Origin of the sequence: Aequorivita antarctica (assembly GCF_007997155.1) — a bacterium.
GTDB classification, from domain to species: domain Bacteria; phylum Bacteroidota; class Bacteroidia; order Flavobacteriales; family Flavobacteriaceae; genus Aequorivita; species Aequorivita antarctica.
Genome location: NZ_VORT01000018.1, coordinates 12588 through 37800 on the forward strand (window position 1 = coordinate 12588; position 25213 = coordinate 37800).

Genomic DNA, 25213 nt, shown 5'->3' on the forward strand with positions numbered 1-25213 from the left:
AATTCTTTGATTTTTAATCTTTTGAATTTTTTTTACTTAGTTTTATTTACAACTACAAAAGAATATTAAAAATGCCCATAACCGCAAACGACCCCACACGCAAAACCTGGCTAGATACCAAACCAGATACAGATTTTCCAATACAAAACATACCATTCGGCGTGTTTTTAACGCGCGATGATATTATAACTATCGGAACCCGTATTGGTGATTACGTCATAGATCTTGGTGGCCTGCATCAATTGGGTTATTTTAAAGGAATTGAATTAACAGATGATATATTTCTTCAAGATACTTTGAACGATTTTATAAGTGATGGAAGAAAAACATGGCGACTCGTAAGAAACCGAATCGCAGATATTTTCGATAAAGAAAACCCTAAACTTCGCGATAATAAAGATCATAGACAGCACATCCTTTTCACGTTGGATGAAGTGGAAATGCAACTTCCTGTACAAGTGGGCGATTATACAGATTTTTATTCCAGTAAGGAACACGCCACGAATGTGGGAACCATGTTCCGTGGAAAGGAAAACGCTTTGATGCCCAACTGGCTTCACATTCCAGTGGGTTACCACGGAAGAAGTTCTTCTATTATCCCAAGCGGAATCAATGCGAGAAGACCTTGGGGACAAACCATGCCTGACGGCGCAACGGAGCCCGTTTTTGGCCCTTCAAAATTGGTAGATTTTGAGCTTGAAATGGCATTTATCACTACGGATGCAAACGTTTTAGGCGAACCCATACCTGTAAACGAAGCTGATGATTATATTTTCGGATTGGTACTTTTCAACGATTGGAGCGCCCGTGATATTCAGAAGTGGGAATATGTGCCGCTGGGCCCCTTCTTGGCTAAAAACTTTGCTTCTTCCATTTCACCGTGGATTGTTACCTTGGATGCTTTGCAACCCTTTAAAGTAGAAGGTCCAAAACCCGAAATGGAGCAACTGCCCTATCTTCAGTATAAAGGAAAGAAAAGCTACGATATAAATCTTGAAGTATACATTACTCCAGAAAATGGAACCGAAACAAAAGTTTCTTCTTCAAACTTTAAATACATGTATTGGAATATGAGCCAACAATTGGCGCATCATACTATCAATGGCTGTAATGTAAACAGTGGCGATATGATGGGAAGTGGAACCATTTCAGGCCCAACACCAGATTCTTACGGATCTATGCTAGAACTTACTTGGCGTGGCGAAAAACCGATAAAACTTTCGGATGGATCTGAGCGTAAATTCATAAACGACAACGATACTGTTATTTTGAAAGGTTTTTGTAAAAACGATAATGTGCGAATTGGTTTCGGCGAATGCCGCACTAAATTGCTACCGGCAATAAAACAATAAGTAGCGATAAGCGATAAGCGATAAGCGATAAGCGATAAGCGATAAGCGATAAGCGAATTTCTAAATTACCACGAATACACGAATTATTATAAAAAAATATTTTTGTGTTCGTGGTTTATTTTTTCCCTTTAACTATTTCAACAAAAATTGGCACTACTATTGTAATTTAGCATTCATAACCAAAACCATTCTTTATGAAGGCTTTTTACATACTACTATTTGCGGCTCTTTTCAGCATTTCTTGCAATAGCGTGAAGCGCTCTCAAAAGTTCATTGCCCAAGGTGATTATAATCAAGCAATTGAGCTTGCCACCAAAAAACTTCAAAAAGATAAAGGCGCAAAAGAATACGATCCGCATATTAGAGTATTGGAAGAAGCATTCTTAAAGGCCAAAGACGAAGATACCCGCCACATCGCTTTTCTGAAAAAAGAAAACAGTCCAGCCGGCGCCAAAGAAATTTACTATACTTACCTCGATCTGCAGGCACGACAAGATTTAATTCGTCCCTTGCTTCCGCTTTACAGCAATGAAATGGGCAGAAAAGCAAACTTCGTGTTTTCAGATTATTCCAGTGATTTGGTCGCTTCAAAAGACGCTTATGTAAAGTCATTGTATCAAGAGGCTCTCGTTTATATGCAGCGCAACACCAAGAAGGATTTCAGAAGCGCTTTCAATGTATTGTGTGAATTAGATGAAGTGCAGCCAAATTATCGCGATGTATCTCAACTTAGGGAAGATGCACATTTCCGAGGAACCGATTTTGTTTTTGTTACCTTGAACAATCACACAGGACAGTTCATACCATACCGACTTGAGCAGGATTTGTTGAATTTCAACACCTATGGTTTGGATGATTTCTGGACGGAGTATCACGGACAACGGGAGAATGGAATTAATTATGATTTGGGAATTGATTTAAATTTTCAAACCATTCAAATTTCACCAGAACGTGTTTCAGATAGACAATATACAAGAACTCAACGCGTAAAAGACGGTTATGATTACAGGCGCGATCGTGCCGGAAATATTGTACGCGACAGCCTTGGCAACCCAATTAAAATTGACAGATTTATTGATGTTTCGGCAGTTATTACCATTACTACCCAACAAAAAAGTGTGTTCGTAGGCGGCACCGTGGTTTATAAAGATTTGAACAAAAGAAGGCAACTAAACAGTTTTCCACTTTCTTCGGAATTTATTTTTGAAAATAGCTTTGCAAAATATCGCGGCGATGAGCGCGCGCTAACTGCTGAAGACCGAAGACTTTTGAGTAATTATTTTTTACCATTCCCAAACAACGAACAAATGGTTTTTGACGCTGGGCAGGATATTAAAGAAAGGTTTAAAGAAATCTTGCGGGATAATTCCTTCTAAATTTTATATAAATCTCTCCAAATGTGAAGCCTCAATGGAATGATGCGAATCGTTGTGAACTACTATCCCATCCTTGATTACAATCATTTGTGGGCTTTCGTGAGGCACTTTAAAGCGCGCTGCAATTTCGTTTGAAATATCGCGGTTTTGAATTAGGTCTAAATAATAAAGCTTTAGTTGTTCGTCCGTTAAATTGTAATTTCTCTCTAACAACTTCATAACTCCGCGACTTATTCCACAGCGGGTGGAATGTTTAAAAATAGCCACTGGTTTTGTTTTGGATTGTTCCACAATTTCATCCATTTGCTCCATGCGAGCCAAAATGTGCCACGGCACTTCCACTATTTCTTCTTTTACTATGTCTTTTGGTGTCTTAAATATATCAAATAATCCCATGGTTTATTTTTTTTACAAAGCTACATGTTATAATAGCAGATTTTCTAAAAGAAACTATAAAAAAGCTCTGTGTTAAAGCAGTCATAATGTCTGTTAAAACTAAGCTTTTAGCGGACATTTTGTCTTAATTTTAACTTGGCTTTGTATTTGCATTTCGACTACCATCAATGACTATCAGTTTCCTGATTGGAGACGAAGGGATAATTTTAAAAAAACTATTTTATATATGAACTTTAACAACTTTACCATTAAAAGCCAAGAGGCCATACAGCAAGCGCAGCAAATTGCACAGGGCTTTGGTCACCAGCAAATTGAAAACGAACATATACTCAAAGCTATTTTTGAGGTGGATGAAAATGTAATTCCTTTTATCCTAAAGAAACTTAACGTAAACCTCGTTACCCTGAAACAAATTCTGGACAAGCAATTGGAAAGCTTCCCAAAGGTTTCTGGAGGTGATATTATGCTTTCGCGTGAAGCAAACAAAACGGTGCTTGAGGCCAGCAATATTGCCAAAAAGATGGGTGATGAATATGTTTCCATAGAACATCTTCTATTGGCAATTCTGAGTTCCAAAAGCGCAATAGCACAAAGTCTAAAAGACCAAGGTGTAACCGAAAAAGGAATGAAAGCCGCTATACAAGAACTACGCGGTGGTGAAAACGTAACCTCACAAAGCGCTGAGGAAACTTATAACTCCTTAAATAAATACGCTAAAAACCTCAACCAACTTGCTCGTGATGGCAAATTGGATCCTGTGATTGGACGTGATGAGGAAATTAGAAGGATTCTTCAAATCCTTACGCGAAGAACCAAAAACAACCCGATGCTGGTCGGTGAACCTGGAACGGGTAAAACCGCAATCGCAGAAGGTTTGGCACATAGAATAGTTGATGGTGATGTACCTGAAAATTTACGCACTAAAGAAATCTATTCCTTAGATATGGGCGCACTGATTGCCGGAGCCAAATACAAAGGTGAATTTGAAGAGCGACTAAAAGCGGTTATTAAAGAAGTTACTTCCAGCGAGGGGGATATCGTTCTTTTCATTGACGAAATACACACGCTTGTGGGTGCTGGTGGCGGCAATGGCGCAATGGACGCCGCAAACATCTTGAAACCAGCACTTGCCCGTGGCGAATTGCGTGCAATTGGCGCAACCACTTTAGATGAATACCAAAAATATTTCGAAAAAGACAAAGCGCTGGAACGTCGTTTCCAAAAAGTGATGGTTGATGAACCAGATACCGAAAGCGCTATCTCAATTCTTCGGGGTATTAAGGAGAAATATGAAACCCACCACAAAGTTCGAATCAAAGACGAAGCGATTATTGCTGCCGTGGAACTTTCAGAAAGGTATATTACAAACCGTTTTCTTCCCGATAAAGCTATTGACTTGATGGACGAAGCTGCAAGTAAGCTTAGAATGGAAATCAATTCCAAGCCAGAAGAACTGGATGTTTTGGACAGAAAAGTTATGCAACTCGAGATTGAAATTGAAGCCATAAAACGAGAAAAAGACGAAACGAAACTAAAGTCGCTTCACGCAGATCTTGCCAATTTAAAGGAAGAGCGCAATGAGCTGAACGCTAGATGGCAGAGCGAAAAAGAGGTGGTGGACAATGTGCAAAACCTAAAAACCCAGATTGAGGATTTTAAACTAGAAGCCGAACGTGCTGAACGCGATGGCGATTTTGGGAAGGTTGCGGAGCTTCGTTACGGAAAAATAAAAGATGCCCAAGCTGCTTTAAGCGAGCTGGAAACCCAATTAGCCGAAAACGACGAAGGTACTTCTATGATTAAAGAAGAGGTAACTCGGGAAGATATTGCCGAAGTGGTTGCAAAATGGACCGGAATTCCCGTTACCAAAATGCTTCAGAGTGACCGTGAAAAACTGTTGACCTTGGAAGACCACCTTCACAAACGTGTGGTTGGACAGGATGAGGCAATTATTGCTGTGAGTGACGCTATTCGCCGTAGTCGCGCGGGCTTACAGGATGAAAAAAAACCTATTGGTAGCTTCCTTTTCCTAGGAACCACCGGTGTAGGTAAAACCGAACTTGCAAAAGCTTTGGCGGAATACTTGTTTGATGATGAAAGCGCAATGACACGTATTGATATGAGCGAATACCAAGAACGCCACAGCGTAAGCCGTTTGGTGGGCGCACCTCCGGGATATGTGGGTTATGAAGAAGGCGGGCAACTCACCGAAGCTGTACGCCGCAAACCATATAGTGTGGTTTTACTGGACGAAATTGAAAAAGCACATCCAGACACCTTCAACATTCTTTTACAGGTTTTGGACGAAGGCCGCTTGACGGATAACAAAGGGCGGGTTGCAGATTTCAAAAATACCATTATTATTATGACCAGTAATATGGGAAGCGAGATAATCCAGGAGCGTTTTGATACCGTAAAAGACCCTGAAACCGCAATGGAAGGTGCTAAAATAGAAGTGCTTGCACTCTTAAAGCAAACCGTGCGCCCCGAGTTTTTGAACCGTATAGACGATATTATTATGTTTGCCCCACTTTCAAAAGCAGACATCCTCAAAATTGTGGGACTGCAACTGAAAAGCGTTTCCAAAATGTTGTTGAAACAGAATATTGTTTTGGATGCTACCCCAGAAGCCATTGCATACCTCGCCAAAAAAGGCTACGACCCACAATACGGTGCAAGACCCGTGAAAAGGGTAATACAACGCGAAGTGCTAAACGAGCTTTCAAAAGAAATACTGGGCGGAAAAATAACTACGGATAGTATTATACTTTTAGATAGTTTTAATGATGCACTGGTGTTTAGAAACCAAGAGAGTTTAGTTGAATAGGCTGTAGGCTTTATATTTAAAGATAAACCCCCAAGCGTTTGCTTGGGGGTTTTTTGATATGGAAGATGATCTATTAGAAGCTGTTATTTCACCCTAAAAAAAACGACCACGCTAAAGCATTTTCCGAACCCATTCGTTGGGTATCATATCTATGGTTAAGTTAATACGTTGTGTTTCTCCTAGATTAGTCACTTCATGAGGATCAGTAAGTCTTAAATACCAACATTCACCAGGCTGCATGGGCACTGGAGTTTTATTCAACAGGAACTTAACTTTATCGTTAATAAGGATTGGAATGGTAAGGCGCAAAACAGACTTATGCACCTCTATAGCAAGTGTAGGATCTGTATGCTCTTTTACTATTGATCCTGGAGCAAGGCGAAGCAATCTCACCAAAGTGACCTCCGTATTTTTTCTAAAGGTGTCAACAACATTCGTTAGGTACGGGCTATTTTCTAGAAAAGGGGTGTCAAGCCAGTCTGTCCAAGAACCATCTGCATAATCTGCTGCTGGTGGCGGAAAAGGTAACGAAGTATCCACAATATGTGCAGGCGCCCGTAGCGAGATTACATCGTAATATTCAAAACCTCCTAGATTTAAGGCTTCAACTTCCGCAAGCATTTTGGCAGCATCAAATGTTAAAGGCAATTTAATACGGTCTTTGTTTTGAGTTTTAGATTCGTCGTTCTGTATCATTGTTTAGTGATTTGATTTGCCATTTTTGGATTAACTTTTTGTTTGGGTGGCTATGCATTGCAAACGTGCGGTAGCGAGGGGAAGAAATTAGTTGTTTTACCTCAGTTTTTTGTTGCGCGTTCGGCTTTATTCTTTTCTTTATAAACTTTGTTTTAATATCCATTTTTTGGTTGGTTTAATCCAAACGTCTAATGGTTTGTATAAAAATCCGTGACCTAAATTTGTTTTCAATTCCAATTGTTCAAATTTCGTGGTATAATTTTCAGAGTTTTTCCAGTAATCATAATTTTTTCCCGCAATACTATCCGACAATTCGTAAATGCATAATACTTGTCCGTGAAATTTCCAATTATTATTCGTTTCTTGATATTCGTTGTTTCCAGCAAGAAACACATAATTAATTGGATTTAGATTTAAGTCAGAAATATTCGAGGCAATTATTGCACCTTTTGATGCTCCAATAACCGTTATATTCGTCGGTTTTATGCCTACATGTATAAGGCTATCTATTTGTTTTGAAATCTTAATGGCATACGCTCTTGGTTCAACATTTTCTTTTCGGATTTCATAATAAACCTTGGATTTTTCAAATTTTAAAGCGGAAATAATGCTGTCTAATTCATAAATACCAAACTCCTCACTAAAAGCATTTTTCCCTTGTTGTTCAATTATTCGACCGTGAATGTAAAAAATTTGTTTTCTACTATTTGTTTCGCTGAAATTTGATTTACAACTAATTTGAATGAATATTATAAGCGCAAATAAGAAAAATTTTTTCATTTTATGATTTTTGTTTTTAGCTGACGCATAACGTTTAGGCTATGGTTTCGTTGCGGAAAATGTCCGAAGGACTTTTCCGCTGTAGCCGAAAGATAGCAAAACGGCGAGACACGAGCAAAGCGAACTGGCGCCAGCAATTTTCGGCAGAAAATTCCGCCGCAATGACTATAGCCGTTGTTACCCAACGTTTTTTTATTCAGCTTTGTTGGATTATCAGTTCGATTAAAATCAGAGTAAAGTCAGTCAATAAAGCTCTTTTTACGGTTATCTTCTTATTTATTAGTTTAAATCCTATTACAATTCCGACAATCGCAAATATGGAATTCATTATTAAAATCCAATTTGGAATATAAAAAGTCGGATGAAATTCTGTGAAATGGTATCTGAACAGAAGGTCAAGACTAAACCAAGTCCAGAATAAATTTACAGTTATTATTATCAGTCCAATTATTTTCCTTTGTTTTAGAAATATCAGACAAGAAATAATTGTCAAAAATAGAATTCCAATTGTTCCGTAATATATTAATCCTATCCACAATTTAATGTCGTGAAATCCCTCCGCAAATTCGTTAATGAAAAATTCGGATGAGAAAAATAAGAGTAATGTCAAAAGTATAAATACAGCTAAATGAATTACTATAATTTTCTTTGTATTCATTTTGTTCAAATGTTGGGTAACATGCGGATAAATGCAACAGTTGCATTTATTCCTTATATATGGTTATATTGTTTCACTTCAAATATAATACAAATCCTCCATCACTTCCCCATCACCCCCATCAACAGCTCCAACCGCCCAAAAAGATTCCGTTTTCATTTAAAAACAAAAAACCTGAAACAAAGCAACTGGGCTTTGTTTCAGGTTTTTCAATTAATCGTTTATAATTTGCCTTATTTACTCAATGATAATTCTTTTGGTAATTGAATTTTCATCTGAAGTAACCTTCACCATATAAACGCCTGGTGCAAGTTGAAGGTTTAAGTTTATGTTTTTATCTGAATAGTTGTTCTGAAAAACTTGTTGTCCAAGTGTGTTGAATATCGCTACGGAAGACTCCACGCTACTTGGCAGACTGATGCTTACATTACCTTTAGAAACTGTTGGATAGATGCTGAAATCAAAAGCAGTTGCTTCTTCAATACCAACAGTACATTGCATTGCAGGTGGCTCAAAACCTTGTGGAAAAGTGTTCTCAAAGGTTTCTATTCCGCTTAGTGGCCAAATGTCTTTGTTCAGCAAAACATTTCCTGGGCCTATCAAGCAAAAAGTAGGATATGCGTTAACCCCAAAATTAGTGTCAACTTCTGGGCCGCCACCTTCATTACTTACTGCAGGCGCATGGTTAAATGGACCTCCAAATTCTTCTTCATACCCTCTAACACGAGCATCATTGTCATTTCCATTATTAATGGAAATAGCAAATACGTCACCTTGGTTACAACCATACTTATCAAAAAACTCATTAAAAATAGGCGCAGATCCTTGGCAAGGAACACAATCCACAAAAAAGAAATCGAGCCAAACATATTTTCCCTCAGCAGTAAGCGTATACAGGTTATACTCGTTTCCTTCCGTATCGGTTACGGTAAAATCATCTACTACATCGCCAACGTTGTAGTTATTTACCTGCGCATTTGCGAAAACGGTAAATAGTAAAAGAATTAATGTAATTTTTTTCATAATAGTTTAAAGTTTTAAGGTTGAATTATGCGAAGTTATGTATTTGCCTTATAAGAAGGCTGTTATCCTTAAAGAAATTACACTTTTTTAAAAAAAAGACCCCTCAAAATTTTAATAGCTGAAATTTTGAGGGGCCAGGCTTCAAATAAAGTGGTACTTAAAGTTTAGAGAAAACTACCACTTGTCAATCTGTTCCTTCAATTTCTCTTTGGTTTGACCCGTTTTCTCTTGAAGGCGACCAAGTAATTCGTCAGATTTACCTTCAGCGTACATCAGGTCATCATCGGTAAGGTCTGCATATTCTTGTTTGAATTTACCTTTTACTTGTTTCCATTTTCCTTTAAACTGATCTTCGTTCATAGCTTTTTGTTTTAAGTTAAATTAATTTTTCGTTTTCGTATTATAAAATTACAACAGCAATCCTTCCATTTATAATAATGAAATACTAAAGGTTAAACAGATTTAGTTATAACTTTGCTAATGATTCTTAAAAACTGTTATTTAAAAAGAAGAACTATGAAACATATCATCATTTTACTAACACTATTGCCATTTTTCACCTTTTGTGGTCAACAAAAAGAAAAGGACGAAGAAAGCAAAACTGCTGAAACAGTAAAAGAAGCACCTACAGCCCATTATAGCGCTACTTATTACCTAATTCGCCACGCCGAAAAGGTGCGTACAGACCCCAAAGACCAAGACCCTACCCTAAACATAGACGGTTTGATGCGTGCCAAACGTTGGGCTACCTATTTTGAACCTATTAAGATTGATGAAATTTACATAACCAAATATATCCGCACCAAGCAGACCATATCTTTTATTGCACAACAAAAACAGGTTTCGCCTAAACGTTACGACCCAAACACCATCTATTCTGAAGAATTTTTAAAAGAAACCAACGGCAAAACAGTGCTTATTGCGGGCCACAGTAACACTACACCGCATTTGGTTAACCAACTTATTGGCGAGGAAAAGTATAAGGATATGGACGACAGCGATAATGCTACCCTTTTTAAAGTAACTATAAACGGCAACGACAAAAAAGTAGAGACCATCACAGTAAAGTAACGCTTATTGATTAAATCTCTGTGCTAATTTCTCCATACTCAATACTAATTATTCTATTTTTGCCTCTATGGCAATCCAGAAAAACGTAAAAATAAAAAACCGCAAAGCTAAGTTTGAGTACGAAATCCTCGATACTTTCACAGCAGGCATCGTGCTGCGCGGTACCGAAATAAAAGCCATCCGTGAGGGTAAGGCTTCTATTGCCGAAAGTTTTTGCGAGTTCAGCAACAGCGAGCTTTTCGTTATAAACATGACCGTGCAGGAATACAGCCACGCCACCCACTTCAGCCACGCCCCAAAGAGCGAACGCAAACTCCTCTTAAACCGCAGCGAGTTGAAAAAGCTGGAAAAAGAAGTGAAAAACAGCGGCCTCACCATTATCCCTTTAGTACTATTTACCAATGACAAAGGCCTTGCGAAAATTGACATCGCCCTTTGTCGCGGTAAAAAAGAATACGACAAACGGGAAGTAATCAAGGACCGCGATTCTAAAAAGCAACTTAGCAGGATTAAGAAGGCTTTTAATAATTAATTCATAAAAATTTTACAGGCACACATCCTTTTGGTATTTTGGTTCGTAAATAACCAAAGTAGCCATTGTTCCTTTTTATGAAAAAATCACTCTTCGTTTTCCTACTCTTTTCAACGTATTTGCTTCAAGCCCAAATAGTCGGAAAAGTAACTGATATCAATGGACAGCCCCTGCCATACGTAAATATTTATCTTCAGAATAGTTACCTAGGAACCACCACAAACGACGATGGAAATTATTCCTTGAATGCTTCAAATAAAAGCGAATACAAAATCATTTTTCAATTTTTGGGGTACAAAACAACTACCAAAACAGTTACACCCAATTCGTTTCCATATATTCTGAATGTTTCCCTAGAAGAAGAAACCACCAGTCTTGATGAAGTGGTTTTAAACACCTCTGAAGATCCCGCCTATCGCATCATCCGCAAAACCATTGCACAGCGAAAGGAAAATCTCGATAAACTAAGCGAATACACCGCAGATTTCTATTCACGAGGACTCTGGAAAGTAAAGGATGTTCCCGAAAAAATAATGGGGCAAGAAGTGGGCGATTTTGACGGAATGTTAGATTCTACGCGTACTGGCATCATTTATCTTTCGGAAACTATTTCAGAAATAGCATACCAAAAACCAGATAAATTCACCGAAAAAATAATTGCCAGCAAAGTGAGCGGCAACGATAATGGTTTCAGTTTCAACAGTGCGCAGAATGCAAATATTTCGTTTTATGAAAATACCGTCGAACTAAATGCCGCGCTGGTTTCGCCCATTGCTAATAATGCATTGAGTTATTACAACTATAAACTAGACGGTGTTTTTTACGAAGGGCCCAAACTCATCAATAAAATTAAGGTAATCCCAAAACGCCCGAATGATAGGGTTTGGCAAGGCTACCTTTATATTGTGGAGGACGATTGGCAACTTTACGGGGTAGAGCTTTCTACTACTGGCGCGGCCATTCAAGTGCCTTTTGTAAGCAATTTAACGGTAAAGCAGAATTACAAACACGACACCAAAAACGATTTTTGGGTAAAACTTTCACAGACCGTCGATTTCGGCTTCGGGTTTTTAGGAATGAAGGGCGACGGACGTTTTATTGCCGTTTACAGCAATTATGATTTCAAACCGGAATTCAACAAAAAAACGTTTACAAACGAAGTGCTTTCCTTTAAACCCGAAGCTAACAAAAAGGACAGCCTCTTCTGGAAAGGCAGTCGCCCTGTGCCCTTAACAAACGAAGAGCTGAAGGATTATATTAAAAAAGACAGTATTCAGCTTTTGAGACATTCCAAACCTTATTTAGATTCTATCGATGCAAAATCCAATAAACCTGGACTTATGAGTTTGCTAGCAGGTTATACTTATAAAAATTCTTTTGAAAAATGGTCTGTGGGTTATGAAGGTCCGTTGCGAAGCATCAATTTCAACACCGTGCAGGGATGGAACAGCAAGGCTGGGCTAAAGTTCAACAAATGGTATGACGATAATCAAACCAACACCCTTTCGGCAGCCGTTCGGGCAGATTACGGCATTTCGGAAGATAGACTTCGGTTTACGGCAGATATTCTTCGGAATTTCAATTGGAAGGACAAACTGCGTCTCTCTCTTTCCGGAGGAAGCACAGTAGCCCAGTTTAACGATACGGAGCCTATTTCGCCCTTGATAAATACATTTGCGACACTTTTCTTTGAACGGAATTATATGAAGCTCTATGAGCTTAATTTCGGGCGAATCGGTTATAGTCAAGAAGTTTTTAATGGCCTCCATCTGTATGCAGCCGTAGCCTATGAAAACCGAAAGCCGTTATTCAACAATACCGATTACGTTATGATTCCTTTTGAGGATGTTAGCTATACGAGCAATAACCCTTTGGCGCCAAACGATTTCAACCATGCCGCAATTGCCGAGCATAATATTGTAAAAAGCAAAATTCGGACGCGCATCAACTTCGCACAAAAGTATTTTTCGAACCCAGATATGAAATTTAATATTGGCGACAACAAATACCCTGAGTTAAACCTTTCTGTAGAAAATGGCACCGCAATCACTGAAAGCCAATATGATTACACCCAGTTTGAAGCTAGTTTGAACCAATCTATCTCTCTAGGGAATAAAGGTCAATTTTATTACAACCTAAAAGGCGGAACCTTTGCAAACGGGGATGGTATTTCATTTATAGATTACAAACATTTTAACGGAAATCAGACGCGGGTAGGCACTTCGCCAAACTACACCAATGTTTTTAACTTGATGCCTTATTATGAGTTCAGTACCAACAAGAGTTATTTTGAAGGGCACTTGGAACACGATTTCCGTGGATGGATTTTAGGGAAAATTCCCGGAATCAATCAGCTGAACCTCAACTTAGTATCGGGCGCTCATTTTTTAAGTACCGAAGAAAGAAAACCATATTCCGAATTTTCCGTAGGTATAGACAACCTTGGCTTCGGAAAATTTAGATTGCTTCGGGTAGATTACGTGAGATCTTATTACAACGGCGGCAGCGATGGCGCCTTTATTTTCGGGCTTAAGTTTTTGGATCTTTTAGGACTTTAATTAAAAAAAACATGAAAATTATACTGAAATTATTACTTGTATTCTCGCTCTTCACAAGCTGCATCCCAATGCAGAAAGTGCCAAAAGACGCGAAGATGGCAGACTTTTTCCACTTTCAAAAAGCAAAAGATTACGATGCCTCAAAATGGACGGTCTTCCTTCCTGGAACCGGTGGTTTGCGAATTTTTAAAGACACAACGCATTATTATGATGTTGCAAAAAAATTGAACGCTGAAGGCATTTCGGTTTTGCTGGTAGATAACGTTGCTGCTTATAAAGCTTCCAAAAGAGACGTTGACGAAGAAGAGCCTGCCCAAATTCTATGGACGCTGGAAGAAGCCTTAAAATGGGCAAAACAGACTGGAAAAATTGACCCTAATTCAGACGGAAGTATTGTAGGTTGGTCACGTGCTGGGCTGGGTTTAATTCCACTTGCCAATGACGCAAAAGAACTCAAGAATCTATATATAAAATCTATCGCACTTTTCTATCCAGCAAATGGTTATGAAATACCACTTAAACCAAAAGTTCCAGTACTTGTAATGACCGGCGGAAAAGACAGAATCGTGAAAGTTGATGATATTTTGAAATATATGGTTGCTGAAAACGCGACCATTCAAGTTTACGATGATGCCTATCACGGTTATGATGTAGAAAGCTTGAAAAAGGGGAAATATTACAGATACATACCCTTCATCAGCAAAAAACATTACCTTTTGAAATATGACGAAGAAGCCGCAAAGGAGTCTATTGAGGAATTGATTAAATTCTTAAATTGAGGGATGAAATTTAACCAAGCTGAGTTTATAGGTAATCAACTCTTTATCAAAGGAAACAAAAGCCCTATTGTAGTTAGGATAACCTTGATTATTGTTTTATTGATTTGTCTTCTTATACCAATAGCTATAACCATAACTTTAATGTCCGAAAGAAAAGGACCTCATTTTGGAATATTTCTGTCTTTCATTTTTTTCTGGGGAATAGGATTTTACATGCTTCGCATAATTCTATGGAATACGTTTGGCCGTGAAGTATTGACGTTTGAAGACGATAAAATATCTTATGAAGCTGATTACCGATATTTTAGAGATGGCAAAACAAGCATTTCAACAAAAGACATTGAAGTAGTTGCCGTTCCAACTATAGACGAAAGCGCTAAACTAGGAATACTTATTTTTACAAATGAAAATCAGCACATAGACACTGTTTTAAGAGTTCCCTTCGACAAGATGACGGAATTAGCAGCAGAAGTAAATAATAGATACTAAGAAATATGGCCACACCCTTCCCAATCATTATTACAAAAAGATTAAATCTTAGAAAAGCTACACCAGCAGACGTGGATAGGGTATTTTACTTCCGTTCAGACAAAGAGATTAACAAATACATAAAAAGAGCACCGCAAACGCGCGAAATGGCAATTGCGCATATTCAACTATTGAACGACAATTTAAAAACGGATAAGGGTATTAGTTGGGGAATCACAACTAAAGACTCTAATGTTTTAATAGGCAACATTTGTCTCTGGAATTTTTCTGAAGATAAAAAAACTGCCGAAGTAGGTTACGACCTCGACCCGGAATTTCAAGGCAAAGGAATTATGAGCGAAGCGTTAAAAGCAGTATTGGATTTTGGGTTCAACCAAAGAGGTTTTGAAATCATCGAAGCCTACACAGATTATAGGAATATCCCCTCAAAAAAGCTATTAAAACTACATGGATTTATTCCAAGTGAAGGTAAAAAAGATACTGATAACCAAGATAATGAAGTGTATTATCTAAACCTTTAATTCTTGTCTTCCAAAAGCGGAACAAATCGGAACTCGCCATACTCCTCTTTCTCAAATTCGGTGTCAGATTTGCGTTTAAAGACCGTCATAATTTGCACATTTTCACCCACAGGAATAACCAACTTCCCCCCAATTTTCAATTGCGCCAATAACGGATTTGGGACAAAAGGCGCTCCTGCGGTCACGATAATTCCATCAAAAGGAGCTTCTTTTTCTAGCCCAATATAACCATCACCAAAAATCAATCTTTTAGGTTTGTAGCCAAGCTTGGGAAGAAATAGTTTTGTTTTTTTGAATAGTTCGTTTTGTCTTTCAATAGTAAAAAGTGTTGCGCCCATCTCCAAAAGCACTGCCGCTTGGTAACCACTCCCCGTTCCTATTTCGAGAATTTTATCGCCTTTCTTAACTTCCAAAAGTTCGGTTTGGCGTGCGACGGTATAAGGTTGCGAAATGGTTTGGTCTGCTGCAATAGGAAAGGCTTTATCAACGTAAGCGTGATCCACAAATCCGGAATCCATGAAAAGGTGTCTCGGAATTTTGCCAATAGCCTGTAGAACATTTTTATCGACAATCCCTTTCTTTTTAAGGGTTTCAACTAATTTTTTCCGCATTCCTTGGTGGGTAAATGTATCTTTCACGGTATCTTTCTTTTGAACCACAAAGTAACCAAATTTGTTCTCAAAGCACAATTTACATTTGGATAAATATCTATTGATAACTTATAAACTCTAAACCCATAACCTTTTCAACTTTCCCCCGAAACACGTACATTTGTGAAAAACACACGCCAATGCTAAAAGCGGGAGTTCTGGGTGCTGGACACTTAGGAAAAATACACTTGAAATTGCTACAACAATCCACAAAATATGAACTTGTGGGTTTCTACGACGCCAACAAAGAAGCTTCTGAACAAATAGAAACTGAATTCGGATACAAAAGCTTTCCATCAATGGAAAGCCTTATAGATGCTAGCGATATGGTGGTTGTGGTAACCCCCACCAGCGCACATTTTGAATGTGCCGAAAAAGTAATTAATGCCGGAAAGCATCTCTTTATTGAAAAACCAATCACGCAAACTGTTGCCCAAGCTGAGCAAATACGAGATTTGGCCAAAGAGAAGAAGGTGCGCGGACAAGTAGGCCAAGTGGAGCGCTTCAACCCTGCCTTCCAGGCAATTAAAGATAAAATCCACAACCCTATGTTTATTGAAACACACCGCTTGGCAGAATTCAATCCGCGCGGAACGGATGTTTCAGTGGTTTTGGACTTGATGATTCACGATATTGATGCAATTTTAAGCGTTGTAAAAAGCCCCGTAAAAGCCGTAAGTGCAAGTGGCGTTTCGGTTATTAGTGAAACACCCGACATTGCCAACGCCCGTATAGAATTTGAAAATGGATGCGTAGCAAACTTAACCGCCAGTCGGATTTCACTTAAGAAAATGCGGAAAGCACGTTTCTTTCAGCGCGATGCCTATATTTCTGTTGATTTTCTGGAGAAGAAATGTGAAGTTGTAAAAATGAAGGATGCACCTAAAGAGCCAGATGATTTCGCAATGGTTTTGACCAATGCGGAAGGCATCAAAAAGCAAATCTATTTCGAAAATCCAAAAATAGAAGCCAACAACGCCATTCTCGACGAGCTGGAAAGTTTTTACGAAGCCATACAAGCTGATAGAACGCCGGAAGTATCACTACGACAAGGCACAGAAGCATTAAGAGTTGCAATGTTGATAATTGAAAATTTCAAAAAAATATAAATCACATAAAGTTCATTTTAATGAAAAATATAGCAGTAATAGGCGCAGGAACGATGGGCAACGGAATTGCCCACACCTTCGCACAATTTGATTATAAAGTACAATTGATTGATATTCACCAAGCATCGCTCGACAAAGGAATAGCGACCATTACCAAAAATTTGGACAGAATGGTTGCCAAGGAAACGATATCGGAAGCCGATAAAAAGCGTACACTAGTCAATATTACTACGTTCACGAGTATTGAAGAAGGCGTAAAATCTGCCAATTTGGTCGTGGAAGCCGCAACAGAAAACGTTGACTTAAAGCTGAAAATTTTCCGCGATTTGGATAAATTTTGTCCAGATAATACAATTCTTGCGAGTAATACCTCCTCTATTTCAATCACGCAGATTGCTTCAGTTACTTCACGGCCTGGAATGGTTATCGGGATGCACTTTATGAATCCAGTGCCAATTATGAAATTGGTCGAAATCATAAAAGGGTACAGCACAAGCGAAGAAACTTTTAAAAACGTTGAAGCACTTTCAAAAAAATTGAACAAAGTCCCAGTTGAAGTAAACGACTACCCTGGCTTCGTAGCAAACCGTATCTTGATGCCAATGATAAACGAAGCCGTTGAAACGCTTTATAACGGTGTTGCAGGCGTTAAAGAAATCGATACTGTTATGATGTTAGGGATGGCGCACCCAATGGGACCACTAGCTCTGGCTGATTTTATTGGTTTAGACGTTTGCCTTTCAATCTTGAAGGTGATGCACGAAGGCTTCAAAAACCCAAAATATGCTCCCTGTCCACTATTGGTAAATATGGTAATGGCCGGAAAACTAGGAGCAAAAAGCGGTGAAGGTTTTTATGATTACAGTGAAAACAGAAAGGCTGAGGTTGTTTCAAAAATGTTTTCAAAATAATTGATCAATTACAACATCCTGAAAACCTAACTAATGGCAAAAATAATCCCCTTTAAAGCCGTCCGCCCTACGCGGGACAAAGTGAGCCTGCTCGCAGCGCGATCTTATGATAGTTATACGGCCTTGCAAGTGGAGTCGCGGTTGCGGGACAATCCGTTTTCGTTTTTACACATTGTGAATCCAGGTTATAAATACCAAAAGGAAATTTCGGGAGAAGAACGCTATGGATTGGTGAAAAACCGCTATCAGGAATTTAAAGAGGATGGCATATTTATACAAGACGAAAAACCTTCTTTATATATTTATAAAATTGTAAACCGTGATGGGCTAGAGTTTAGTGGTATTGTTGCTGCTGCGAGTGTTCAGGATTATGAAAATGACCTGATCAAAAGGCACGAAGACACACTCGAATTTCGTGAACAGATTTTTAAAGAATACCTTAAAACAGTTGGCTTCAATGCTGAATCTGTGCTCCTCACCTATCCCGACAATCTGGAATTGGAAGGAATAATAAATGCTGTGATGCAGCGCCGTCCAGAATATGAATTTACAACAACCTATCGCGACACCCATTATGTTTGGAACGTTGACGACGAAGCACTACTTCAAAAAATTCAGAAAATTTATAGCGAAATGCCTGCGCTCTATATTGCAGATGGTCACCATCGCTCTGCTTCTTCTTATTTATTGGCGAAAGACCTAAAGGAAGAAAACCCGCATCATACCGGTGAAGAAGCTTATAATTTTTTTATGAGCTACCTCATTCCCGAAAGCAATTTAAAAATATATGAATTCAACCGTTTGGTGAAAGACCTAAATGGGCTTGAAAAACAAGAGTTCCTAATAAAATTAGATGAATATTTCCGAATAGAAAACCGTGGGATGGAGTATTACAAACCTTCAAAATTGCACCACTTCAGCATGTATTTGGATGGCGAATTTTACTCTTTATACTTGCGAAAAGCAAAATATGAAATAAAAAATGCACTGGATGCACTGGACACCCACATTTTATTCATGACTATTCTGAAACCACTTCTCGGAATTGAAGACCTCCGTAACGACCAACGCATAGAGTATTCCCACGGAAAAAAGGATTTGGCGTATGTAAAAACAGCCGTCGATTCGGGAAACTTTGCCGTAGGCTTTGGGTTGCTGCCCGTAACCACTGAAGAAATGAAAATGATTGCTGATGAAGGCTTGAAAATGCCTCCAAAGAGTACTTATATCGAGCCGAAGCTTAGAAGTGGGGTTACTATTTATGAATTCTGATTTAGAAAAGAGAGAAAAGAAAAGCGATGAATATTTCAGAAAATTTAAAAAAATTCAATAAAGAATTACCTGATGACGTTACTTTGGTAGCGGTTTCCAAAACCAAACCCGTTAGCGATTTGATGGAGGCCTATAATGCAGGTCAACGTGTCTTTGGAGAGAATAAAATCCAGGAAATGGAGGCCAAATGGCAGGAAATGCCAAAAGATATCCAATGGCATATGATTGGTCATGTGCAACGCAATAAAGTGAAATATATGGCTCCATTTGTGAGTTTGATTCACGCTGTGGACAGCCTGAAACTTTTAAAAGAAATAAATAAGGAAGCTGAAAAAAACGAGCGAACTATTGACTGTCTTCTTCAAATAAAAATTGCTGAAGAAGACAGTAAATTTGGGATTGATGAAACTGATGCCGCATCACTTCTTTCTTCCGAAGAATTTAAAAAACTTCAAAATGTAAAAATCGTTGGCTTGATGGGAATGGCTACATTTACTGATGATGACAAGCAAATTTCTGAAGAATTTCAGAAATTGAAAAATGCATACGACAAATTCAGAGATCAAAATTCAGAGATCAGAATTTTGAGTATGGGAATGAGCGGCGATTACAAGGTTGCAATTGAAAACGGCAGCAATATGGTTCGTGTGGGCAGTGCAATTTTTGGAGAACGGAATTATAATAATTAGAATAGAGAAAGAGAAGTTTTGATGTACGCAATTTTAGATATAGAAACAACGGGCGGCAAATACAATGAGGAAGGAATCACCGAAATTGCAATTTACAAATTTGACGGCCACCAAGTCGTGGACCAGTTTTCAAGCTTGGTCAACCCTGAAAAACCTATCCAACCATTTGTTATAAACCTGACAGGCATTAACAATGAAATGCTTCGGCACGCGCCAAAGTTTTACGAAATAGCCAAACGCGTCATCGAAATAACCGATGGCTGTATTATGGTTGCCCACAATGCACTTTTTGACAACAGAATTCTCACCACTGAGTTTGACCGATTGGGTTATCAATTTGAAAAAGAGACCCTTTGTACGGTTGAACTTTCAAAAAAGTTGATTCCCGATATGCCTTCTTACAGTTTGGGGAAATTGGTGCGCTCTTTAGGAATTCCCCTAAGTGATCGTCATCGCGCACAGGGCGATGCAAAGGCAACAGTAGCGCTTTTTAAAATGTTGCTCGCCAAAGACATTTCAAAAGAAATAATTACTGAAACACTCCGGAAAGACCCAAAACGACAATTGGAACCGAAGTTGCTCGATATTATTGAAAAGACTCCTTCGGAAACCGGTGTTTATTATATGCACAACGAAGCGGGAAATGTAATCTACATCGGCAAAAGCAAAAACATCAAAAAAAGGTTGATGCAACACTTTACAAACGACAATCGGAAGTCAAAAAAAATACAGCTGGAAGTAAAGTCGGTTACCTATGAAAAAACGGGAAGCGAACTGATTGCGCTTTTAAAGGAGTCTGAAGAAATAAAACAGAATAAACCCTTATTCAATCGAGCGCTACGTCGAACCCTTTTTACACATCAGCTTACTTCTTTTGTGGACGAAAACGGATACGAAAATCTAAAAATTGAAAAAGCAGATGGTAGGAAGAAAGCAATTACCACTTTCAGCAATTATCAGCAGGCAAGGTCTGCACTATTCAAAATAACGGAGGAAAACCAGCTTTGCCAAAAACTGACTGGGCTTTACGATACCAAAAAACAATGTTTCAACTATACTATAAAAGAATGTTTCGGTGCTTGCATATGCAAGGAACCTATTGCCGAATATAACAACCGTGTAAAAGTATTTTTGGAAAAGCGCAGTTATGAAAACCAAAACATGCTGGTTATTGACCGTGGTAGGGAAATTGAAGAGCGCTCGGTGATTTTAATTGAAAACGGAGTTTATAGAGGATATGGGTTTTATAACTTGAATTACCAGATCAACAATCCGGAAATTCTAAAATCCATTATCAACCCTATGCAGAACAACCGCGATGCACAGCACATTATTCAAAGCTATCTTCGAAGAAAAAAAGTGCTGAAAATAGTAAACCTTTCAACAAATACGGTCAATTAGCTTAAAGTTGCTTATTTTAGACTTCCAAAAATTTCATATTGAAACCAACCAATAAAAATTCCTGGCGTTACCGACTTCACGAGATAATCTATGAAGCAGACACGCCTATGGGAAAGCTTTTCGATATTATCCTTCTTATATTGATCTTGCTGAGCGTTGTAATTGTGATGCTGGAAAGTGTACGATCCATAGATCTAGAATACCATAAGCTATTTTATGTTATTGAATGGATCATAACTATTTTTTTTAGCATTGAATATATAGCTAGAATAATTACTGTAAAAAAACCTAAGAACTATATTTTTAGTTTTTACGGAATTATCGATCTGCTTTCAACTATACCTTTGTACCTCTCCTTTATTTTGGTCGGAAGCAATTATTTGCTCACTGTGCGAGCATTGCGGTTACTGCGTGTTTTCAGGATTTTAAAGATAACGCGGTACATTGGCGAAGGCAACAAACTGAGGAAGGCGCTTGTGGAAAGCAGGGCTAAAATATTTATTTTCATTTTTGCCGTACTCATCGTCGCAATCATTGCCGGAACACTTATGTACCTCATTGAAGGAGAAGAAAGTGGTTTTAACAGTATTCCCGTGAGCGTTTATTGGTGTATTGTTACCCTTACCACTGTTGGTTTTGGAGATATTGCTCCTATTACACCTGCTGGTCAGTTTTTGGCAACCATCATCATGATTCTTGGTTATGGCGTTATAGCTGTGCCAACAGGAATTGTAAGCGCACAGTACGTGAGAAAGGCAAGTGATGATTATGTTCATGTAAATACTCAGTCTTGCAGTAATTGCGGTGAGCCTAAACATAGAGACGATGCAAAGTTTTGTCACAAATGTGGTGAAGAATTACACCCAGAAAATAACCCTGAAGCCTAATGTCTTCAAAAAAACCATTGCTTATCTGCGTTGTAGGTGCTACCGCCATTGGCAAAACTTCATTGGCTATAAAGCTTGCAAAGGCTTTTTCTACAGAAATAATTTCGGCAGATTCACGGCAATTTTTTAAGGAAATGTCACTTGGCACAGCTGTTCCAAGTGAAAAGGAATTAAGTGCTGCGCCGCACCATTTCATTCAAAACAAAAGCATTTTTGATGAGTACTCCGTAGGAGATTTTGAAAGGGATGCCATCGCCTTTTTGAATACCTATTTCAAAAAAAACAATGTACTAGTTATGGTTGGTGGCTCTGGTCTATATGTAGATGCTGTAGTGAAAGGTTTGGATACTTTTCCAGAAGTGCCTTCGGAAATTAGAGAACAGTTAAATATTGAATTAAACGAAAAGGGCATCGAAACACTTCAAGATGAATTGAAGAAAGCAGACCCAACTTATTTTGAAAAAGTTGACATTCAAAACCCACACAGATTGATTCGTGCTTTAGAAATCTATCGTGCCACAGGAAAACCGTATTCGTCTTTTTTAAATAAAGAAACTATCCATAGAGATTTTGAAACCCTCTTCATTGGATTATCGGCTGAAAGAGAAACAATTTACAGTCGAATAAATCAGCGTGTGGACCAAATGATTGAAGCTGGATTAATTGATGAAGCAAAATCGCTACTTCCATACAAAGAGAAAAATGCGCTTCAAACAGTGGGTTATCGCGAACTCTTTGAATATTTTGATGAAAAAATTTCAAAGGAAGATGCCATTTCAGAAATTAAAAAAAATACGCGACGATTTGCTAAAAGGCAAAACACTTGGTTCAAGAAAAATGAGCACATCCACTGGTTCAATTATCAAACGGATGCCTCCTCGATTATAGATTTCATAAATGAAAAAAACGCCCTTTAGAGGCGTTTTTTTACACTTATCTTAATCTGTAATTAATTGTCTACTTCGCTCTTCACAACCAATCGGAAACCTTCACCATGAATGTTGACTATTTCTACGCCATCATCTTTGCTTAAGTATTTACGAAGCTTCGCGATGTAAACGTCCATGCTTCTGGATGTGAAATAGTTATCATCTCTCCAGATTTTGGTAAGAGCAAGTTCACGAGGCATCAAATCGTTCTTGTGAAGTGCCAAAAGACGCAACAATTCGTTCTCTTTTGGAGATAGTTTGATTGGGGTTTCTTTGTTATAAGTTAAAAACCTCAATTTGGAATTCAAGTGGAAATTACCAACTTGAAATTCGAATTGTTTGCTATCTGCAATGGAGTCTGTAGCCTTTCTTTGAATGATAGCTTTAATTTTCATTAAAAGCACTTCGCTGTCAAAGGGTTTGTTTAGGTAATCATCTGCTCCTACTTTATAGCCTTTCATCACATCTTCTTTCATCGCCTTTGCGGTAAGAAATATGATTGGCACATCTTCGTTTTTCTCACGAATTTCTTTTGCCAAAGTGAAACCATCTTTATAGGGCATCATTACATCAAGGATACAAAGATCGAAATCATCCTTTTTAAATTTTTCGAAACCTTCCATTCCGTTTTTTGCATGTGTAACGTTATAATCGTTCATGGCAAGGTAATCTTTTAGTACTGTCCCAAAGTTGGGATCATCTTCAACAAGAAGGATTTTTTTGTTTTCTGTTTCCATAATTTTAAGATATTAAGTGTAGTTTTATTATAAATGTGCTGCCTTTTCCTTTTTCGCTTTCTACGTATATTTCGGCATCGTGGTCGTCCAAAATGCGCTTTACGTAAGCAAGGCCAAGGCCGTGACCTTTTATGTTGTGAATATCACCGGTATGTTCCCGATAAAATTTTTCAAATATTTTTTTCTGAACTAGTTTGGTCATTCCCATGCCTTGGTCGCGTATTTTGAGAATAACACTGTTTTTTACATTTTCTGAATAAATATCAATTTTTGGTTCGTCTTCAGAATACTTTATGGCGTTATCAAGCAAGTTTACGATCACATTGCTCAAATGCGATTCATTGGCCAAAACAGCAGATTGGAGCGCTCCGTAATGGGTTTTAATATAGCCTCCCCTATCTTCCACAATCAAACTCACGTGCGAGATAGCTTCTTCAACAACTTCCTGCAAACTGACACGTTCTTTAGACAAATCCAATTCATTCTTTTCTAGTTTTGAAATTTGCAATACATTTTCAACCTGTGCGTGCATGCGTTTGTTCTCTTCCCTTATCATTCCCAGATAGCGGTCCAAAAACTCCTTATTGTCCTTAACCTTGGGATTCTTAAGGGAATCCAACGCAAGATTGATGGTCGCAATTGGGGTTTTGAACTCGTGGGTCATATTGTTTATAAAATCACTCTTAATTTGAGAAATTTGTCTTTGTTTATATATCTGTGAAATAGCGCTAGAATAGGCAAGTATTATAACTGCCGTAAAAACCAATGATAGTATTGCCATCCCCAAAATACTGTTCAGCACCAATTTTTCTTTTTCCGAAAAATTTACATATAACTCATAATTGGTCTCATTTTCAGTATCAAAAAGAGGGACTACATAGGTGCTTCCTTCATCATATTTAAAATTCTTTGACCTTACTTTAGTTTCAATATTATGGCTATAAACTGCAAATTCAAACTTTGAATTTAATCCTCTACCTATTAATTCATCATCAATTAATTCTGTTACCTCATTTACATTCACCCTTTTGTATATTGGAGTAAGTGCAGTAACATTGCTCACAAAGCTTTCAAACTGTTTTTGTTCATAATCCTTCATCCGTGAGAAAGATTCCACAACTGTCCCTGGCTTTGAAATGCCGTCAATTCCTTCAGAAATTACGGTCTTGGTCTTTCGGTTTGTCAGTTTCTTGAATTGGATACTATCCGCATCGGCATCAATAAGGCCAGCCGAAAGTTTATAATCCTGTTCTAAAATTCCATCAGTGAAAATATAGGTTTCATTGGTGGCTTTATTCTGATATTTATATGCCAACTCTGTAAAACTCACATTATCTGGAACTTGAATGCTATCAACATATGGAATATAAAGCTGATAATAGGCTTCGGTCTCCCTCAGTTTAATTTCCTTCGCAACGGACAAAAGCACTTGTTTGGCGTTTATGGTAAATTGGTCATTCTTGGTCCGGTATGCGTTTGAAATCCAATATCCTTGAACAAACACTATTCCCAATAATGAGAGGCTCATGAGCGCTATGAGCAATACGAAAAGCTTTTTGTTCATAAATCA

Annotated in this window: 24 protein-coding genes; 16 read left to right on the forward strand and 8 right to left on the reverse strand. The window is 38.2% G+C overall.

The features are described from left to right. Positions 1–71: 71 nt before the first annotated feature. Both fahA and ESU54_RS16645 read left to right on the forward strand, forming a co-directional pair. The gene (gene fahA / locus ESU54_RS16640; RefSeq protein WP_111845694.1) at positions 72–1352 is read left to right on the forward strand and encodes a fumarylacetoacetase; all 1281 of its coding nucleotides are present in this window, start codon (positions 72–74) and stop codon (positions 1350–1352) included. 194 nt (positions 1353–1546) lie between these two features. Further along, positions 1547–2728, forward strand: coding sequence for a hypothetical protein (locus ESU54_RS16645; RefSeq protein ID WP_111845693.1), 1182 nt, complete (start codon positions 1547–1549; stop codon positions 2726–2728). Positions 2729–2731: 3 nt separating this feature from the next. Here ESU54_RS16645 and ytxJ read toward each other — a convergent pair whose 3' ends face one another. Continuing rightward, a complete protein-coding gene (gene ytxJ, locus ESU54_RS16650; protein WP_111845692.1) occupies positions 2732–3124 on the reverse strand; it encodes a bacillithiol system redox-active protein YtxJ in 393 nt (130 codons plus the stop codon). Between the two features lie 226 nt (positions 3125–3350). Between ytxJ and clpB the strand changes: the two genes are divergently transcribed. Further along, positions 3351–5951 (forward strand): ATP-dependent chaperone ClpB, encoded by a 2601-nt coding sequence (gene clpB / locus ESU54_RS16655; RefSeq protein ID WP_111845691.1) that lies wholly within the window; start codon positions 3351–3353, stop codon positions 5949–5951. Between the two features lie 111 nt (positions 5952–6062). Here clpB and ESU54_RS16660 read toward each other — a convergent pair whose 3' ends face one another. The 4 genes from ESU54_RS16660 to ESU54_RS16675 all read right to left on the reverse strand — a co-directional run bounded on the left by ESU54_RS16660 (position 6063) and on the right by ESU54_RS16675 (position 9468). Next, positions 6063–6647 carry an aspartyl/asparaginyl beta-hydroxylase domain-containing protein gene (locus tag ESU54_RS16660; RefSeq protein ID WP_111845690.1) on the reverse strand — a complete coding sequence of 195 codons (585 nt, stop codon included), beginning with the start codon at positions 6645–6647 and terminating at the stop codon, positions 6063–6065. Between the two features lie 138 nt (positions 6648–6785). Beyond that, positions 6786–7427 (reverse strand): alpha/beta hydrolase, encoded by a 642-nt coding sequence (locus ESU54_RS16665; RefSeq protein WP_111845688.1) that lies wholly within the window; start codon positions 7425–7427, stop codon positions 6786–6788. 895 nt (positions 7428–8322) lie between these two features. Then, a complete protein-coding gene (locus tag ESU54_RS16670; RefSeq protein ID WP_146848152.1) occupies positions 8323–9108 on the reverse strand; it encodes a T9SS type A sorting domain-containing protein in 786 nt (261 codons plus the stop codon). A gap of 174 nt (positions 9109–9282) precedes the next feature. Then, positions 9283–9468, reverse strand: coding sequence for a CsbD family protein (locus ESU54_RS16675; RefSeq protein ID WP_111845684.1), 186 nt, complete (start codon positions 9466–9468; stop codon positions 9283–9285). A 156-nt stretch (positions 9469–9624) separates the two neighbouring features. Between ESU54_RS16675 and ESU54_RS16680 the strand changes: the two genes are divergently transcribed. The 6 genes from ESU54_RS16680 (at position 9625) to ESU54_RS16705 (ending at position 15058) form a co-directional block, all read left to right on the forward strand. Continuing rightward, entirely contained in the window at positions 9625–10179 is a 555-nt protein-coding gene (locus ESU54_RS16680; protein WP_111845712.1) for a SixA phosphatase family protein, read from the forward strand. Between the two features lie 67 nt (positions 10180–10246). Continuing rightward, positions 10247–10711: an SsrA-binding protein SmpB gene (gene smpB, locus ESU54_RS16685; RefSeq protein ID WP_111845683.1), complete on the forward strand. Its 465-nt coding sequence runs from the start codon at positions 10247–10249 to the stop codon at positions 10709–10711. Positions 10712–10788: 77 nt separating this feature from the next. Next, positions 10789–13269, forward strand: coding sequence for a DUF5686 and carboxypeptidase regulatory-like domain-containing protein (locus ESU54_RS16690; RefSeq protein ID WP_111845711.1), 2481 nt, complete (start codon positions 10789–10791; stop codon positions 13267–13269). Positions 13270–13280: 11 nt separating this feature from the next. Next, positions 13281–14048: a dienelactone hydrolase family protein gene (locus tag ESU54_RS16695; RefSeq protein ID WP_111845682.1), complete on the forward strand. Its 768-nt coding sequence runs from the start codon at positions 13281–13283 to the stop codon at positions 14046–14048. Positions 14049–14189: 141 nt separating this feature from the next. Then, positions 14190–14537, forward strand: coding sequence for a hypothetical protein (locus tag ESU54_RS16700; protein ID WP_146744043.1), 348 nt, complete (start codon positions 14190–14192; stop codon positions 14535–14537). 5 nt (positions 14538–14542) lie between these two features. Next, positions 14543–15058 (forward strand): GNAT family N-acetyltransferase, encoded by a 516-nt coding sequence (locus tag ESU54_RS16705; protein WP_111845680.1) that lies wholly within the window; start codon positions 14543–14545, stop codon positions 15056–15058. Here ESU54_RS16705 and ESU54_RS16710 read toward each other — a convergent pair. Continuing rightward, positions 15055–15696, reverse strand: a complete 642-nt coding sequence (locus ESU54_RS16710) for a protein-L-isoaspartate(D-aspartate) O-methyltransferase (RefSeq protein WP_111845710.1) — start codon at positions 15694–15696, stop codon at positions 15055–15057. The two genes, ESU54_RS16705 and ESU54_RS16710, sit on opposite strands and share 4 nt — an antisense overlap. Before the next feature lie 152 nt (positions 15697–15848). Here ESU54_RS16710 and ESU54_RS16715 point away from each other — a divergent pair, with 152 nt between their 5' ends. The 7 genes from ESU54_RS16715 to miaA are packed head-to-tail and all read left to right on the forward strand — an operon-like array spanning position 15849 to position 22894. Next, entirely contained in the window at positions 15849–16817 is a 969-nt protein-coding gene (locus ESU54_RS16715; protein WP_111845679.1) for a Gfo/Idh/MocA family protein, read from the forward strand. A gap of 20 nt (positions 16818–16837) precedes the next feature. Beyond that, positions 16838–17728, forward strand: a complete 891-nt coding sequence (locus ESU54_RS16720) for a 3-hydroxybutyryl-CoA dehydrogenase (protein WP_111845678.1) — start codon at positions 16838–16840, stop codon at positions 17726–17728. Positions 17729–17761: 33 nt separating this feature from the next. Then, positions 17762–19000: a DUF1015 domain-containing protein gene (locus tag ESU54_RS16725; protein ID WP_111845677.1), complete on the forward strand. Its 1239-nt coding sequence runs from the start codon at positions 17762–17764 to the stop codon at positions 18998–19000. Positions 19001–19026: 26 nt separating this feature from the next. Then, positions 19027–19689 carry a YggS family pyridoxal phosphate-dependent enzyme gene (locus ESU54_RS16730; RefSeq protein WP_111845676.1) on the forward strand — a complete coding sequence of 221 codons (663 nt, stop codon included), beginning with the start codon at positions 19027–19029 and terminating at the stop codon, positions 19687–19689. Positions 19690–19710: 21 nt separating this feature from the next. Beyond that, positions 19711–21090: an exonuclease domain-containing protein gene (locus tag ESU54_RS16735; protein ID WP_111845675.1), complete on the forward strand. Its 1380-nt coding sequence runs from the start codon at positions 19711–19713 to the stop codon at positions 21088–21090. Between the two features lie 38 nt (positions 21091–21128). Beyond that, positions 21129–21977 (forward strand): ion transporter, encoded by an 849-nt coding sequence (locus tag ESU54_RS16740; RefSeq protein WP_111845674.1) that lies wholly within the window; start codon positions 21129–21131, stop codon positions 21975–21977. Beyond that, complete coding sequence (gene miaA, locus ESU54_RS16745) at positions 21977–22894, forward strand: tRNA (adenosine(37)-N6)-dimethylallyltransferase MiaA (RefSeq protein ID WP_111845673.1); 918 nt, start codon at positions 21977–21979, stop codon at positions 22892–22894. The genes ESU54_RS16740 and miaA overlap by 1 nt, the downstream gene beginning before the upstream one ends. Positions 22895–22926: 32 nt before the next feature. Here miaA and ESU54_RS16750 read toward each other — a convergent pair whose 3' ends face one another. Together ESU54_RS16750 and ESU54_RS16755 are read right to left on the reverse strand one after the other, a co-directional pair. Further along, positions 22927–23643 (reverse strand): response regulator transcription factor, encoded by a 717-nt coding sequence (locus tag ESU54_RS16750; RefSeq protein ID WP_111845672.1) that lies wholly within the window; start codon positions 23641–23643, stop codon positions 22927–22929. Positions 23644–23647: 4 nt separating this feature from the next. Next, entirely contained in the window at positions 23648–25207 is a 1560-nt protein-coding gene (locus tag ESU54_RS16755) for a sensor histidine kinase (protein WP_170253301.1), read from the reverse strand. Positions 25208–25213 lie beyond the last annotated feature (6 nt).

Coding starts and splice junctions, on each gene's coding strand:
- fahA (WP_111845694.1), top strand. CDS start 72: ATGCCCATAACCGCAAACGACCCCACACGCAAAACCTGGCTAGATACC.
- ESU54_RS16645 (WP_111845693.1), top strand. CDS start 1,547: ATGAAGGCTTTTTACATACTACTATTTGCGGCTCTTTTCAGCATTTCT.
- ytxJ (WP_111845692.1), bottom strand. CDS start 3,124: ATGGGATTATTTGATATATTTAAGACACCAAAAGACATAGTAAAAGAA.
- clpB (WP_111845691.1), top strand. CDS start 3,351: ATGAACTTTAACAACTTTACCATTAAAAGCCAAGAGGCCATACAGCAA.
- ESU54_RS16660 (WP_111845690.1), bottom strand. CDS start 6,647: ATGATACAGAACGACGAATCTAAAACTCAAAACAAAGACCGTATTAAA.
- ESU54_RS16665 (WP_111845688.1), bottom strand. CDS start 7,427: ATGAAAAAATTTTTCTTATTTGCGCTTATAATATTCATTCAAATTAGT.
- ESU54_RS16670 (WP_146848152.1), bottom strand. CDS start 9,108: ATGAAAAAAATTACATTAATTCTTTTACTATTTACCGTTTTCGCAAAT.
- ESU54_RS16675 (WP_111845684.1), bottom strand. CDS start 9,468: ATGAACGAAGATCAGTTTAAAGGAAAATGGAAACAAGTAAAAGGTAAA.
- ESU54_RS16680 (WP_111845712.1), top strand. CDS start 9,625: ATGAAACATATCATCATTTTACTAACACTATTGCCATTTTTCACCTTT.
- smpB (WP_111845683.1), top strand. CDS start 10,247: ATGGCAATCCAGAAAAACGTAAAAATAAAAAACCGCAAAGCTAAGTTT.
- ESU54_RS16690 (WP_111845711.1), top strand. CDS start 10,789: ATGAAAAAATCACTCTTCGTTTTCCTACTCTTTTCAACGTATTTGCTT.
- ESU54_RS16695 (WP_111845682.1), top strand. CDS start 13,281: ATGAAAATTATACTGAAATTATTACTTGTATTCTCGCTCTTCACAAGC.
- ESU54_RS16700 (WP_146744043.1), top strand. CDS start 14,190: ATGTCCGAAAGAAAAGGACCTCATTTTGGAATATTTCTGTCTTTCATT.
- ESU54_RS16705 (WP_111845680.1), top strand. CDS start 14,543: ATGGCCACACCCTTCCCAATCATTATTACAAAAAGATTAAATCTTAGA.
- ESU54_RS16715 (WP_111845679.1), top strand. CDS start 15,849: ATGCTAAAAGCGGGAGTTCTGGGTGCTGGACACTTAGGAAAAATACAC.
- ESU54_RS16720 (WP_111845678.1), top strand. CDS start 16,838: ATGAAAAATATAGCAGTAATAGGCGCAGGAACGATGGGCAACGGAATT.
- ESU54_RS16725 (WP_111845677.1), top strand. CDS start 17,762: ATGGCAAAAATAATCCCCTTTAAAGCCGTCCGCCCTACGCGGGACAAA.
- ESU54_RS16730 (WP_111845676.1), top strand. CDS start 19,027: ATGAATATTTCAGAAAATTTAAAAAAATTCAATAAAGAATTACCTGAT.
- ESU54_RS16735 (WP_111845675.1), top strand. CDS start 19,711: ATGTACGCAATTTTAGATATAGAAACAACGGGCGGCAAATACAATGAG.
- miaA (WP_111845673.1), top strand. CDS start 21,977: ATGTCTTCAAAAAAACCATTGCTTATCTGCGTTGTAGGTGCTACCGCC.
- ESU54_RS16750 (WP_111845672.1), bottom strand. CDS start 23,643: ATGGAAACAGAAAACAAAAAAATCCTTCTTGTTGAAGATGATCCCAAC.
- ESU54_RS16755 (WP_170253301.1), bottom strand. CDS start 25,207: ATGAACAAAAAGCTTTTCGTATTGCTCATAGCGCTCATGAGCCTCTCA.